Annotated in this window: 11 protein-coding genes; all 11 read right to left on the reverse strand. The window is 60.4% G+C overall.

Features of this window, described 5'->3' with window-relative positions:
* Window positions 1–202: 202 nt before the first annotated feature.
* Window positions 203–895: a regulatory protein RecX gene (locus tag DW850_RS01325; RefSeq protein WP_117786034.1), complete on the reverse strand. Its 693-nt coding sequence runs from the start codon at window positions 893–895 to the stop codon at window positions 203–205.
* A gap of 11 nt (window positions 896–906) precedes the next feature.
* Complete coding sequence (gene recA, locus DW850_RS01330; protein WP_117786035.1) at window positions 907–2055, reverse strand: recombinase RecA; 1149 nt, start codon at window positions 2053–2055, stop codon at window positions 907–909.
* 257 nt (window positions 2056–2312) lie between these two features.
* Window positions 2313–2843, reverse strand: coding sequence for a CinA family protein (locus DW850_RS01335; protein ID WP_117786036.1), 531 nt, complete (start codon window positions 2841–2843; stop codon window positions 2313–2315).
* A 12-nt stretch (window positions 2844–2855) separates the two neighbouring features.
* Window positions 2856–3404, reverse strand: coding sequence for a CDP-diacylglycerol--glycerol-3-phosphate 3-phosphatidyltransferase (gene pgsA, locus DW850_RS01340; RefSeq protein ID WP_229071689.1), 549 nt, complete (start codon window positions 3402–3404; stop codon window positions 2856–2858).
* A gap of 99 nt (window positions 3405–3503) precedes the next feature.
* Entirely contained in the window at window positions 3504–4853 is a 1350-nt protein-coding gene (gene rimO / locus DW850_RS01345) for a 30S ribosomal protein S12 methylthiotransferase RimO (protein WP_117786037.1), read from the reverse strand.
* Between the two features lie 27 nt (window positions 4854–4880).
* The gene (locus tag DW850_RS01350; protein WP_117736852.1) at window positions 4881–5378 is read right to left on the reverse strand and encodes a YajQ family cyclic di-GMP-binding protein; all 498 of its coding nucleotides are present in this window, start codon (window positions 5376–5378) and stop codon (window positions 4881–4883) included.
* 26 nt (window positions 5379–5404) lie between these two features.
* Complete coding sequence (locus DW850_RS01355; protein ID WP_117786038.1) at window positions 5405–6916, reverse strand: RodZ family helix-turn-helix domain-containing protein; 1512 nt, start codon at window positions 6914–6916, stop codon at window positions 5405–5407.
* A complete protein-coding gene (locus DW850_RS01360; protein ID WP_233540583.1) occupies window positions 6916–9693 on the reverse strand; it encodes a DNA translocase FtsK in 2778 nt (925 codons plus the stop codon). The genes DW850_RS01355 and DW850_RS01360 overlap by 1 nt, the downstream gene beginning before the upstream one ends.
* A gap of 1 nt (window position 9694) precedes the next feature.
* On the reverse strand, window positions 9695–11365 hold the full coding sequence (locus tag DW850_RS01365; protein WP_117786039.1) for a ribonuclease J: 1671 nt from the start codon (window positions 11363–11365) through the stop codon (window positions 9695–9697).
* A gap of 640 nt (window positions 11366–12005) precedes the next feature.
* The gene (locus tag DW850_RS01370) at window positions 12006–14252 is read right to left on the reverse strand and encodes a polyribonucleotide nucleotidyltransferase (protein ID WP_022094703.1); all 2247 of its coding nucleotides are present in this window, start codon (window positions 14250–14252) and stop codon (window positions 12006–12008) included.
* Window positions 14253–14401: 149 nt separating this feature from the next.
* Entirely contained in the window at window positions 14402–14680 is a 279-nt protein-coding gene (rpsO, locus tag DW850_RS01375) for a 30S ribosomal protein S15 (protein ID WP_099431792.1), read from the reverse strand.
* Between the last annotated feature and the right edge of the window lie 27 nt (window positions 14681–14707).

Genomic DNA, 14707 nt, shown 5'->3' on the forward strand with positions numbered 1-14707 from the left:
GCTCGCGACATTTGAGTAATATGGGCGCAGCTTATGCGGGTCGGATACAGATAAACATATAAACAAACTCATCACAGATGAGCACATATCACAAAGCAAATGACAGTGTTTATCGTACGTTGAACCACAACAACTGTCAAATAAATGGCCCCAGCACGGCGGCTAAAACGCGGTGAACGGCAGGGCCACAAAACACATACGCCTAAACCGCACATTCCTCACGTTCGGCATCGAGACGTGCCTTAACGGCATCGGCGGCGATGTGATACGAGAAGCCCTTGCCCATCAAAAACCGAACCAGTTTTTCAAATCCGCGCGTCTCTGGAACACGCCGCTTGGCGAGCAGGGCTGACGCACGCGCCAAATCGTCTTCGGCGGCAAAATAATCCTCGGGATAACCGGGAATGTCATCGAGCACGACATGACGACGCTTGAGCTCGGTCTCGATTTTACGCTGTCCCCAACCGCGCCGCTTGCGTTCCTCGATAAAGTACGAGCAAAAGCGGTTCTCGTCTAAAAAGCGATACTCGGTGGCGCGCTCGACGGCGAAATCGATCGCGGGCTGGCGAAAGCCGTAGCGAGCCAGCTTGTCACGGACCTCACCCGTCGCATGGTCGCGGCGCGACAACATCTCGGTCACCATGGTGAGAGCACATTTACGCTCGATGAGCTGCACCGCCTCACGAAAGTTATCCCAATCACAGGGAAGATCAGGGCGGTTTTTGACATACAGGCGCGCGGCCCGCACGGGAATCCAAATGGACCGCTTAAAACCGCCCTCAAGCTCACAATCGATCTGTGCGCAAGGCTTTTTGGACGCATACCCGCTCGAGAACGAGGAGGCCGCCTTCTTATCGGGAAAGACGACCGTGGCCTCGGTCACCGTATACGACATGAGCGTAACCGCTACTCGTCGCCATCATCGAGCATGGCGGAACCATCGATGGCGTAAAGCTCGTCAAACTCCTCAGGCGCAGGCTGATCGGTCAGCTCGACCTCGGACGGAGCATCGTCATCAAACTCAAGCCCGCAGGCAAGGCGGACCTTATGCTCAATCTCGTCGGCGCAATCGGGGTGTTCGCGCAGGAACGCCTTGGCGGCCTCGCGACCGTTGCCGAGCTTGTCCTCGCCATAGGCAAACCAGGAGCCCATCTTCTTGCAAATGCCGCACTCGACAGCCATGTCCAGAATCGAGCCCTCCTTAGAGATGCCCGTACCGTACATGATGTCGAACTCAGCAGAACGGAACGGAGCTGCCACCTTGTTCTTAACGACCTTGGCGCGCACGCGGTTACCGATAACCTCATCCTTAAGCTTAATGCTGTCGATGCGGCGAATGTCGATACGCACCGAAGAGAAGAACTTAAGGGCGCGGCCGCCCGTCGTGGTCTCGGGGTTGCCGAACATGACGCCGATCTTCTCTCGCAGCTGGTTAATGAAGATGCACGTCGTGTTGGACTTGGACAGCGAACCGGCGAGCTTGCGGAGCGCCTGGCTCATCAGGCGAGCCTGAAGACCGACCGTAGTGTCGCCGATCTCTCCCTCGATCTCGGCACGCGGGGTCAGCGCGGCGACGGAGTCGACGACGATGGCATCGATGGCGCCGGAACGCACGAGCATGTCAACGATCTCGAGCGCCTGCTCACCCGTATCGGGCTGGGAAATCAGTACCTCGTCGATATCCACGCCAATGCGCGCGGCATACGTGGGATCGAGCGCGTGCTCGGCATCGATAAATGCCACCACGCCACCCATTGCCTGGGCCTCGGCCAGGATCTCGAGCGAAAGCGTCGTCTTACCGGAGGACTCGGGACCGTAGATCTCGACGATTCGGCCGCGCGGCACACCGCCGATACCCAGAGCGGCATCGAGTGCCAGAGCGCCCGTGGGGATGGCCTCGACCTCGAGCTCGGGGCCACCGTCGCCGTACCTCATGATGGAACCCTGGCCGAATTTCTTCTCGATCTCGGCCTTGGTGGTGGCGATCATCTCATCGCGCTCTTTACCCGTCGTGCGAGCATGAACGGTACGTACGGGACCTGAATTCTTGGCCATGAAAAGCCCTCCTCTTAACAACCTGCATCGATAATAAACGAACGGCTGTTCGTGGTCAACCGTTCAGATAAATCATATGCAGCCGACCTTTCCAAAACCCAACCAAACGCCGACCAAACACTGACCAAATGCTTGACCACAAAGGACCAAATATGAACAAGGCAGGCAAAATTACGTCTACAACCAGCACAAACGCCAAATGAGCCTAAGGTCTCTATCTCCACAATTAAGGGGCCCGAAGGCCCCTTAAAACACGTCTATTCCATAGAGTTAAGCACAAGGGCAATGCGTCCCAATGCCTCCGCGACCGCATGGGCACGAACACGCGAACGGTCGCCCTCATAGTGGCAGCGCACAGAGTCCACGACCGGCACTTCCCCATCAGCCGCGCGATACGCCCAGCCAATATAGAAAGTGCCAGCCGGATCGTCCTCAGTGCCGCCGCCGGGGCCGGCATAACCCGTTGCGCTCACTGCAATATCGCTCTGGTACAGCTCCAGCGAACGCGCCGCCATCTCGCGCGCGGTCTGATGCGACACCGCGGTATAGCGGTCGAGCGTCTCCTGATCAACACCCAAAACGCGATGCTTGATCTCATCGCAGTAGGTCACCGCACCGCCACGCAGCACCGCCGAGGCGCCCGGGATATCGGCAATCGTCGAGGCGATCATACCTGCTGTCAGCGACTCAGCCGTCGAAACCGTCACGCCCCGAGCGCTCGCGCGCTCGACAATATGACGCGCCAGCTCCTCGTTATGTGCGGAAATCTGCTCAAAAGAGTCCGTCATACCCACCAGAACCTAGACCGAAAAGACGATCTTGCGGCAGTTCCAGAAGTACTGGGCGCCCGAGATAACGGTCAGGACAACGGCAACGGCGTACAGGAAGCGCGACACTGAGTAGATGCCGAGCGTCAGCGCCAGCGGGCCAAGGTGCAAGCCGGCCATCGCAAAGACGCACAGGTAACCGCAGATGGAGACCATCGTGGTCGCCGTCTTGTACTTGCCAAGCTTATCGGCGGCAACGACCACGCCGGCGGCACTCGCAACCATGCGCAGGGCACTTACCAGCAGCTCGCGGAACAAGATGATGAACACGGACCAAACCGACACGGCACCAAAGTCCAAGAATAGCAGCAGGGCCGAGAATACGAGCAGCTTGTCGGCGATGGGGTCCAAGAATTTACCGAAGTCGGTAATCTCGTTGCGCGAGCGCGCCAGGTAGCCGTCAACCTTATCGGTGCACGACAGGATGACGTACAGAATGAAGGCAGCGGCGGCGAGCGGGCCGTCGAAGGTGCTCCAATCTGTACCGGCAACACTCGTGTGAGAAAGCGCCGACACAATCATGAACACCGGGATAAAGACGATGCGAACGCACGTCACGATGTTGGCGGGCGTCCAAACACTCGTCAGTTCCTTATTGCTCTCGTTTGCCACGACGCTCTCCTACTCCACAACATGGCCGATAAGCTCATAGCAGAAGCTATCGGTAAACTCGACCGTCAGAATATCGCCCACAGATGCCTCGCTGGCATCCAGATGCACCGCGCCATCGGAATCAGGCGCCTGGAACCAGGCATGTCCGATCAGCTCGGCGCCGTCCTCGGTCTCTTCGATACCGTCGACAATCACCTGGGCGCGCTCGCCCACATGTGCGGCAGTTGCAGCAAAACCGAGCGACTCGGCCAGGTCCATGGCCTCCTGGGCGCGCTCGAGCTTGACCTCTTCGTCGACCTGGCCCTCCATCTTGGCGGCCAGGCTGCCCTCCTCCTGCGAGTAGGCAAAGACGCTCGTGTAGTCGAAGCCGACGGTGTCCATAAAGTCGATAAGGTCGCGGAACTCGTCGTCGGTCTCGGTCGGGAAGCCGACCATGGCCGTGGAACGGATCACGATGCCGGGGATGCGCTCACGCAGATCGCGGAACAGGTCCTCGAGCTCCTGGCGCGAACCAGAACGGCGCATAGCCTTGAGGATGCGCGCGTCGCAGTGCTGCACGGGGATATCGATATAGGGCAGCACCTCGGGCGTATCACGAATGGTCTCAATGAGCTCGTCAGTCATGCCCTCGGGCTGCAGGTAGAGCACGCGGACCCAGACGTTGTGCGGGCGCACGGCCTCGGCGACGGCATGCAGCAGCTGCGCCAGATTGCGCGGCGAGCCATCGGTGACGTCTTCGTCGGCAAAGTCGGTGCCCCAAATACCCGTGTCCTGGCCGATCAGCACGATCTCTCGCACGCCACCGGCAACCAAGTCGCGCACCTCGGAAATAATGCTCTCGGCATTGCGCGAGTGATAACGACCGCGGATATACGGGATCATGCAGAAGCTACAGAAGCGGTTGCAGCCATCGGAGATCTTGACGTAGGCGACAGCGCCCTCGACGGTGCGCTTGACCTGCGGAATATAGGCGGCAATCTCGCGCTCGACACCCAGCACGCCATCGATGACCGCCACGATGCCATCCTCCTCGTCGGCCTTCACAAAGGCAGCGACCTCGGGCAGTTCGTCAGGCAGGTCGTCGCCATAGCGCGACGGCACACAGCCGCACATGACGATGGGGCAAGAACGAACGCCGTCCTGAACCTCGTTGGCGAGCTCGAGCGTGGTCTCGATGCTCTCGGACGTTGCGGAGGCGAGGAACGAGCATGTATTGACGATGGCTATATCGGCATCCTGTGGGTCGAATGCCTCCTCGTAGCCCGCGGCGGTCAAAAGAGAACGCATGCGGTCGGTGTCAACCTCGTTCTTAGCGCACCCGAGGGTGATGTAGAGCACGGAGCCCAACGGTGTATCCATGTTGAAGAGCAGTCCTTTCGTATGATATTAGCGGTAGTTGGTGAACTGCAGCGGCTGGCCGTAGTCCTGGTCGCGCAGGAACTGGATCACGGTCTGCAACGCGTCCTTCGAAGCAGAGGAAACACGCAGCTTGTCGGCCTCGATAGTCACCTTGACCTTGAGCTTTTGGTCCTTGATGTCCTTGTTGATCTTCTTGGCGGTCGCCTGGTCGATACCCTCGACGATATGGCCGAGCACGCGCACGGTGCCGCCCGATGCCGCCTGCGGGGCATCCCACGAGACAGCCTTGAGGTCGATGCCGCGCTTGATGAGCTTGGAGCTCAGCACCTCGATAATCTGCTTGGAGACAAAGTCGGCCGGGGCGTTGATCGTAAAGAGCTTGTCGCCCTTCGAAAGCTCGATCGTGGCGCCGGAATCCTTCAGGTCATAGCGCTGGGAAATCTCGCGCGTGGTTTGCTGGAAGGCGTTGTCGACCTCTTGCATGTTGACCTCGGACACGACGTCGAAGCTGGAATCTTTAGCCATGATGTTTCCTTTCGCGTACGAGCGGCTTAGTAGCTATCGTACGAATAGTCGGTAGAATCGGTGGGCGTCTGGTCATCAGTTGCGGTATCGGCGCCATCCGTGGACTGGGCATCGGTGCCGTCGGTGGTGTCGGTACCATCGGTGGTGTCGGTACCATCAGAACTTTCACCATTCTCGGAACCAGTCGTCTCCTTCTTGGGAACGGTGATCGTCACACGCGCCACGCCCGAGGTCTTGGTATCGTAACGGACCTTTTCGCCGTTCTTGGTAACGGTGACATCGGAAGGCTTGGACGTGGTGATCTCGATCGAGGACTCAGGCGTGTACTCCTGCTCAAAGGGGCCAGTCGCCTGGGCGCCATAGACCGACTTGCCATCGACCTTGACCTCAATCCAGGCGGTCTTTCCCTTGGCAACGGAGACCTTGACCTTCGTTACCTCGTTTTCTTCCTTTTTAGCCGTCGTCTTGGTGGCGTCCGAATCGGTCGACTCATCCGTCGCCTCATCGGTGTCCTCATCCTCGTCGACCGTTTCGGTCTTCTTAGAAGACTTCTTGGGCGTCGTCTTGGTAGCAGTGGGCGTCTCGGGCGTGGTCTCGGGCGTCGAAGATGCGCAGCCGCGCAGAAGTACCACGATGAGCACGATCAGCAGCAACGCCACGGCACCGATGCCGGCGTAGACGATACGCGGATCGAGACCGTTGTTTTGAGGAGTACGGGAACCGCCGCGTCCACGACTGGAACTGCTGCGGCCGCCTCCCTGAGGCATACGACCACGATTGCTGTCGGAACGGCCGCGATAGCCACCCTGGCCCTGAAGGCTGCGCTGACCCGAGCGGGGCGCAAGTTCACCGCGGCCTTGATAGCCACGCTGGCCCGCACGCGGAGCCGAAGAGCGCTGGCCATACGGCTGTGATTGAGAGCGAAGACGCGGCGTCACCTGCGTGGCATCGGCGTCCGCATAGCCGCCGAGAGCACGACCGGCAGAGACACCACGGTAGCCACGATCGGAATAGCCGCCATCTCCGTAGCCGACACGGGGATCGCGCACCACACCGCGGGCAGCGGGAAGCGCACGATCGTCGGGCATAGGCGTGCTGCGGAAACGATCGCGCTGAGAACGGATTTCCTCACTGGACCCCGTCTCGGTAATATAGCCAGCCTGCTGCGGACGCTGACCATAACGCGTTGAGCGACCACCCTGAACCATCAGGAAGCGCCCGTTATCGACAGAGGAACGCGAATTGACGTAGCCGGCGGCGTCCTGAAAACGACCGCCCTGCTGCGACGTCTCGCGTTCGTATGCCATCAGGTCGTCAAAGTAGGCATTGACGACCTCGCGCGGATTGAGGCCCAAAAAACGAGCATAGCTCGAAATCATGCCCTGCGCATAGCCGCGCGGCGGCATCGAAGCAAAGTTACCGGTCTCGAAAAACTCGATGATCTGCGGCCTGATTTTGATGGTGTTGGCGACCTGCTGAATGGAAAGGCCCATTCGGCGACGCTGCTCGAGCAGCATGTCACCAAAGCGTGCAGCCATCAGAATCCTCCAAACTCACGATCTTCACGTGCCATCTCGGCATCGACAGATTCCAGCGCGGCAAGCCCCTCCTCGTCCAACAGGACCTCGCGCGGCTTGGAACCGTCGGGCGGGCCGACGACACCCTTTTCTTCCAGCATGTCCATAATACGCCCGGCACGCGCATAGCCAACCTTCAGACGACGTTGCAGGCCAGATGTGGAGCCAAGCTGCGATTCCACCACAATATGGGCGGCTTCCCAAATGAGTGGATCATCGTCTTGCGGCTCGGCTACTCCGGTGCGGACAATGCCTCCGCCACCCGCCATGGACATGGAAGCGGGCGCCACGGCAGACAGGATCTCCTCGTGGTAGTCTGGCTCACTCTGCGACTTGACGAACTCGACAATCTCGTTGATTTCGTCGTCCGAGACAAAGCAGCCCTGGATACGGCGGGGCTTGCCCCAGTCGACCTTGGAGAACAGCATGTCGCCCAAACCGGTGAGCTTCTCGGCACCCATCTGGTCGATGATGACGCGCGAGTCGATGCCCGTGGCGACGTTAAAGGCGATGCGGTTGGTGATGTTGGCCTTGATAAGGCCCGTCACCACGTTGGAGCTGGGGCGCTGCGTGGCAACGATAAGGTGAATACCGGCGGCACGGCCCAGCTGTGCAATACGCACGATCGAGGCCTCGACATCCTTACCGGCGACCATCATCAGGTCAGAGAGCTCGTCAATGATAATGACCAGGTAGGGCATCTTTTGCGGCGGGTTGTCGTAATGCTCAAACTCGCCAGCAGCCTGCTTTTCGTTGTAGGTCGAGATCTTACGCACGTTGAGACGCTCGAAGACCTTCAGGCGACGCTCCATCTCGGACACAGCCCATTGCAGAGCGCTCGCGGCCTGCTTAGGCTCGGTCACCACGGGCACATAGAGATGCGGAAGACCGTTATAGCCCGCAAGCTCAACGCGCTTGGGGTCGACCATAATCAGGCGAACGTCCTCGGGAAGGGCGCGCATGAGCAAGGTCGTGATGATGGAGTTGATCATCACCGACTTACCAGAACCGGTCGTACCGGCAATCAACAGGTGAGGCATCTTGGCGAGGTCGGCAACAACCGGCGTGCCCTCGGCGTCGCGGCCGATGGCGAGCTCGAGCGGACCGCCCTTCACATAGGGCAGCACGTCGCCCAGATTGACGTTCTGGCGCTTGCGGTTGGGAATCTCGATGCCCACGAGCGAGGTGCCGGGGATCGGGGCAAAGATACGCACCGACTGGGCAGCGAGCGAAAGCGCGATATCGTCCTCGAGGCTCGAGATTTTGCTCACACGCTCGCCCTCACCGGGCTGCAGCTTAAAGGTCGTCACCGTGGGGCCGGCGATCCAGCCGACCACGCGGGCACTGCGGCCAAACTCAAGCAAGGTGGATTGCAGTGACTCAGCGGTCTGCTCCAGCTCCTTGTCCGAAGACGCGGCGGAAGCCGACTGTGGGTTGGCATGCAGGATTTCGAGCGGCGGAAGCTTGAGGCCGTCCTCCTCTTCGCCCTCGTTATCTGCGGCGCCGTCGTCCACTCCCCCATCACGAGCCGCAGCCGATTCGATAGCACTCGTGGCAGGCGCATCGGCAACCTTGGGATGCTTCAGGAAGTCGGGAATCTGAGGTGCGGCCGAGACGGGATTCACGGCAAACGGCGGCTCGGACTCGTCGATCTTATCGGGGTCGTCTTCCATCGAAAGCTGGCCGGTTACCTGGCCGCGCTTTGCATGGCGACGCGGCAGCAAAGTTGTCTTTGCGGTCTCAATCGGAGCCTCGTCGTCCTCGTCATCGCCCTCGGTGAGCTCAATCTCGCTATCGGACCAAGACGGGTCGGGCTCACTCGTATTGAGCTTAGGCGCAGACTTGCCCTTCTTGGCATGGCGGCGCGGCAACAGCGTGGTCTTGGCTCGCTCGGCTTCAACCGACTCGGATACGTCGACAAACGGGTCATCGTCCTCGTCGTCATCCAAAACCGGGTCGACATCGCCACCCATGACCGTGGTCACCGCGGCGTCAGTCCCCTTCTGGCGCAGAATGCTCAGGTGCGGACGAGCAACGCCGGGAACAGACAGGGCCTCTTCATCGCCCCACGGGCTCGCATTGACATCGGCACGTCGACGCTCGGCAAAATCGGCAGCGCGATCGCGTGCGGAGCGCAAAACGCCACCCACCGAAAAGCCGATAATGACCAAACCAACGACGACAAGCCCCAGCAAGACAACCATGGCGATAGGTTTACCCAGGGCATTTTGCAAGGCACTTGCGATAAAGGCACCAATGTAGCCGCCCGACACGGAAAGGTTCTGCGGCGTAAACATAAGGTCGCACGAATCGCTCGTGCCCGGCACCATCAGCGAAAGAATGGAGACGACAGCGATAAAGACCAAGGCGCCGCCCGCAACAGAGCGCACGTTGAGCGGCGAGTCCTCACCCAAAAAGAGCGTGGCGGCAAACAGCAAGATGACGATCGGCAGCACGTAGGCGCCCAGACCAAAGCCCAGGTGGTAGAAACCGGCAACCGCAGCCGTCACGGGCGCTGTTGCCGGAGAGATCACGGCAATGAAGGACGCGATCGCCAAAACGGCGATGACCACACCAGCGATATCGCGATTGGCCGAAGGCTCGACCAAGGGCTCAAAATCGTCGAAGTCTGCCTCATGGCCCTTATTGGCACGAAGATGGGAACCGGCACCCTTAGCAGATGCCGGTTGGTTGTTGGCCTTATTGCCTTTGGCGTTTTGTGCAGATCCGCGCGCCAAACTAAACCTCCATGACGACCGGGATGATCATCGGGCGAGTGCGCGTACGGCTCCAGATAAAGTTGGAGAGCGAGTCGCGCACGGCCTTGCGAATGGCGTCGGAACCGCTGCTGGTAAAGCTGAACTTGCCCTTCTCGATCGTCTTCATGATGGACGCGGAGGCATCCTCGGAGAACTGGTCGTCGATGGCAAACGAAACGCCGCGGCCCGAGAACTCGATGGCCTCGATCTTCTTATGTTTGAGGGAGACGATGGCAACGGCCGTGACCATACCGTCGTTGGCGAGCTTCTGGCGATCGCGCAGGACGATGGGGTCGGTATCGCCGATACGCAGGCCGTCGACGTAAACGACACCGGACTCGACGGGCGTACCGCGCTTGACGATACCACCGCGCATCTCGAGCGTGTCGCCGTTATCGAGGATAAAGATATGATCGTCCTTGAGACCCATCTTACGGGCCAGCTGGGCATGGGCGCGCAGATGCACGGCCTCACCGTGAACCGGCATAAAGTACGTGGGCTTAGCCATGGCAATCAGGAGCTTGAGCTCCTCCTGGCTACCGTGACCGGAGACGTGAACGAGAGCGCGGTTCTTATCCCACACGTCGCAGCCGAGCTTGGCAAGGCTGTTGACGACCTGCTGGACGGCTTTCTCATTGCCGGGAACAGGAGTTGCCGAGAGGATAACGGTATCGCCCTCATGGATGGAGAGCGTCTTGTGCTCGCCATTGGCCATGCGGGACAGGGCCGACAGCGGCTCGCCCTGCGAACCGGTGCACATGACGACAATCTTGTCGTCAGGCAGGTTATCAATGTCGAAGGCATCGATGATATCAGCGTCATCGATGTTGAGGTAGCCCAGCTCGCGCGCCACGCGGGTGTTAGTGAGCATGGAGCGACCGGTCACGACGACCTTACGGCCGCACTTGCGGGCGGCATCGCAGATCTGCTGCAAACGATGGATGTGGCTCGAGAACGATGCGACGAACACGCGACCCGGGGCGTTCTTGATGGCGTGCAGCAGGTTGGGACCAACCTCGGCCTCGGACTTGGTAAAGCCGGGAACCGTGGCATTGGTGGAGTCGGAAAGCAGCAGGTCGATGCCCTGCTTGGCAAAGCGGCTGATAGCGGCGTAGTCGGGCGTGACGCCATCGATGGGCGTCTGGTCGAGCTTAAAGTCGCCGGTGTGCATAACGGTGCCCTGATTGGTGCGGATGAACACGCCCAGAGCGCCGGGGATGGAGTGCGTCATCGAGAAGAAGTCGAGCGAGATGCCGCCGAGGTTGACATGGCTGCCGCCCTTGACCTCGCGGAACTTGGGCGCGCGAATGCGGAACTCGGAGAGCTTGCCCTCGATAAAACCGAGCGTCAGCTTGCTCGAGAAGATGGGCACCTTGTTGTTGAGGTCCTGCAGCAGGTACGGAAGCGAACCGGTGTGGTCCTCGTGGCCGTGGGTGACGATGATACCGCGGAGCTTCTCCTCGTTCTCCAGAACATAGGTGTAGTCGGGAAGCACCAGGTCGATACCGGGCTGGGAGTCATCCGGGAACATGAGGCCAGCGTCGACGAGCACCATGTCGTCGCCGCACTCGAAGACCGTCATGTTCTTGCCGATGCCGTCAAGGCCGCCAAGCGGGATGATCTTCAAGGGAGATGATTTTTTAGCTGCCATAGGTAAGTGTGGTTTCCTTTCTTCGAAACGGGTCCGGAACAACCGACGGGGCGCTTCTGGCAAACCGACCGCCGGGAACGTACAAACATGCATCGCAGAGTCGATGCAATAACCACAGTATGATACCCATTTGCCCACCAACAGACCACCCATGCATCAAAGCCCCATCCAAACCGGTCTATCCCGCCGGTTTCCCGTGGGGCGGGCACTGATGAAGTTTCCTGCTCTACAGTCCTGCGCAAGATGGAAAGCACATTAAGTGCTTTCCTTTGCGTGCGGAACTCGCGATAAACTTCATCAGTGCCCGCCCCACGGGAAACCTGCCAAAAAGGGACAGGTTTATTTTGGTCGGTTTTATCTGGGAAGATGCTGCTGCGGCTATCTACAGATCTGAAATCTGACTACTGAATAGACTGTCTAACTAAATAGCGAGCGGCACTAACCAGTCCTTTTGCTTGCGCCCGGGAGGGCCGCATATGAAGTTTATCGCGAGTTCCGCACGCAAAGGAAAGCACTTAATGTGCTTTCCATCTTGCGCAGGACTGTAGAGCAGGAAACTTCATATGCGGCCCTCCCGGGCGCAAGCAAAAGGGCGACCCCTGTCCGGAGTCGCCCTTGCGGTGCTGGTTATGTACGGCTGTTACTCGGCGTCGTGGTGGCGGCGGGGCTTGCGGCCTCCGTTGTCACCGGGACGGCGCGGACGGTCGCTGCGCTCGGAGCGCTCGCGACGCGGACGCTCACGACGCTGGAAGTGCTCGCCGTCGCCCTCGGAGGCACCCTCGGCGCGAGCCGGGGCCTCAGGCTTGTCAAGACGATCGAGCGAGATCTTGCCACGGTCGTCGACCTCGATGACGACGACCTTGACCTCGTCGCCCACGTTGAGGACGTCCTCGACCTTCTCCACGCGGCCCTTGGCGACGCGGGAGATGTGGAGCAGGCCGTCCTTACCGGGCAGAAGGTTCACGAAGGCACCGAAGGGCTGGATGGAGACAACGCGACCGGTGTACTCCTCGCCCGGCTCGGGAACCTTGATGATGAGCTTGATGCGCTCGACAGCCTGGTCGACGGACTCGCCGGTGCCGCCGACAAAGACGGTGCCGTCCTCCTGGATGTCGACCGAGGCACCGGTCTCGTCCTGGATGCCGCGGATGACCTTACCACCAGAACCGATAACGTCGCGGATCTTGTCGGTCGGAACCTGGATGGAGACGATGCGCGGAGCGGTGCTGCGCGTGGTGTGGCGCGGCTCGGGGATCACATCGAGCATCTTCTGCAGGATGAAGGCGCGACCCTCCTTGGCCTGCTGCAGGGCGCGGGCCAGGATGTCGAAGGTAAGACCGGTGGCCTTGTTGTCCATCTGCAGGGCGGTGATGCCCTCGGTGGTGCCGGTGACCTTAAAGTCCATGTCGCCCAGGAAGTCCTCGAGACCCTGGATGTCGGACAGGACCACGGTCTTGCCCTCCTCCTGGATCAGACCCATGGCGATACCGGAGACGGGGCGCTTAATGGGCACGCCGCCGTCCATAAGGGCGAGCGTGGAGCCGCAGGTCGAAGCCATCGAAGAGGAGCCGTTGGACTCCATGACCTCGGAGACCACACGGATAGCGTAGGGGAACTCGTTCTCGTCGGGGAGCACCGGAAGCAGGGCGCGCTCGGCAAGGTTGCCGTGACCGATCTCGCGGCGCTTGGGGCTGCCCATGCGGCCGGTCTCGCCGGTGCAAAACGGCGGGAAGTTGTAGTGGTGCATATAGCGCTTGCCCTCGGTGGGCTCGATGGTATCCAGACGCTGGCCCTCGTTAAGCATGCCGAGCGACAGGACGGAGAGCACCTGAGTCTGGCCACGCTGGAACAGGCCGGAGCCGTGAACGAGCGGCAGGTAGTTGTCCTTCACCATGATGGGACGGATCTCGTCGGCGGCACGGCCGTCGACACGCTCGCCGGTCTCGACGACCATGGTGCGCATGGCCTTCTTCTCGAGCTTCTTAAGCGCCACGGGGATCTCGCGCTCCCAGGCGGCCTGCTCCTCGTCGGTGAACTCAGCGCGGATGGACTCCTTCAGAGCCTCGACCTTGCCGATGCGGGAAAGCTTGTCGGCGTCGCGCAGGGCAGCGGCCATCTCGTCGTAGTGGGCGAAGATGCGCTCCTGAACCTCCTCAACGGGCTGGTCGAGCGGGTACTCCTTCTTGACGATGGCGCCGTTGACCTGCTCCCACTCGGCGACGAACTCGTCTTGGGCCTGGCAGAAGGCAGCGAGGGCCTCCTGGCCAAACTTCATGGCGGCGAGCATGTCGTCCTCGGAGATCTCCTCGGCGCCGGCCTCGACCATCGAGATGAAGTCGGCAGAGCCACCCAGCTCCAGGTCCAGGTCGGAGTTCTCGCGCTCCTCATAGGTGGGGTTGACGATAAACTCGCCGGTCTCCACGTTACGGCCGATGCGCACGCAGGCAAGCGGGCCCTCGAAGGGCACGCCGCCGAGCGTCATGGCCAGCGAAGCGCCCATGACGTTGATGACGTCGAAGGGGTTAACCTGGTCGGCGACGAGCGAGGTGGCGACGATGTGCACCTCGTTGCGGAAGCCGTCCGGGAAGCTCGGGCGGATCGGGCGGTCGATCATACGAGCCGTGAGCGTGGCCTTCTCGCTGGGACGGCCCTCACGCTTGAGGTAGCCGCCCGGGATGCGGCCGGCGGCGTACATCTTCTCGTTGAAGTCGACGGTCAGCGGGAAGAAGTCGTAGTTCTTACGCTCCTTGGAGACGACCACGGTATCGAGCATCGTGGTGTCGCCCTGCTTGACCAGACAGGCGCCGGTGGCCTGCTTGGCAAGCTCGCCGGACTCAAAGGTGTAGGTCTTGCCGTACAGCTCAAAGGTCTTGGATACGAGTGTCATTGTTCTCCTTTACCCCACAGGCCCCTTGCCTGCGGGCTTCTCATGTGACGCGGGCCCCCTGCCCCCGCCACGCTTCAGAGCGTGATTGTTCACGCCCTTACACAAAAAGAGCGCCCCGCTGCGCAGGACGCTCTTAGCATGTACAAATCCTACTGGATGTTGTCGCGGATGCCCAGAGCCTTGATGAGCTCACGGTACTCGACGATGTCGTTCTTCTTGATGTAGGAGAGAAGACGACGACGACGGCCGACGAGCATGAGCAGGCCACGACGGGTGTGGAAGTCCTTCTGGTGGGACTTCATGTGCTCGGTCAGCTCCTTGATGCGCTCGGTCAGGATGGCGACCTGAACCTTGGGGTTGCCGGTATCGACCGGGGTGTTACCGAACTGGGCAGTCAGCTCCGCCTTGCGCTCTTTGGAAACAGTCATTGTTTCACCTTTCGTTTTGCGTCGCCC

Origin of the sequence: Collinsella sp. AM36-4AA (assembly GCF_003467795.1) — a bacterium.
In the GTDB taxonomy this organism is placed as follows: domain Bacteria; phylum Actinomycetota; class Coriobacteriia; order Coriobacteriales; family Coriobacteriaceae; genus Collinsella.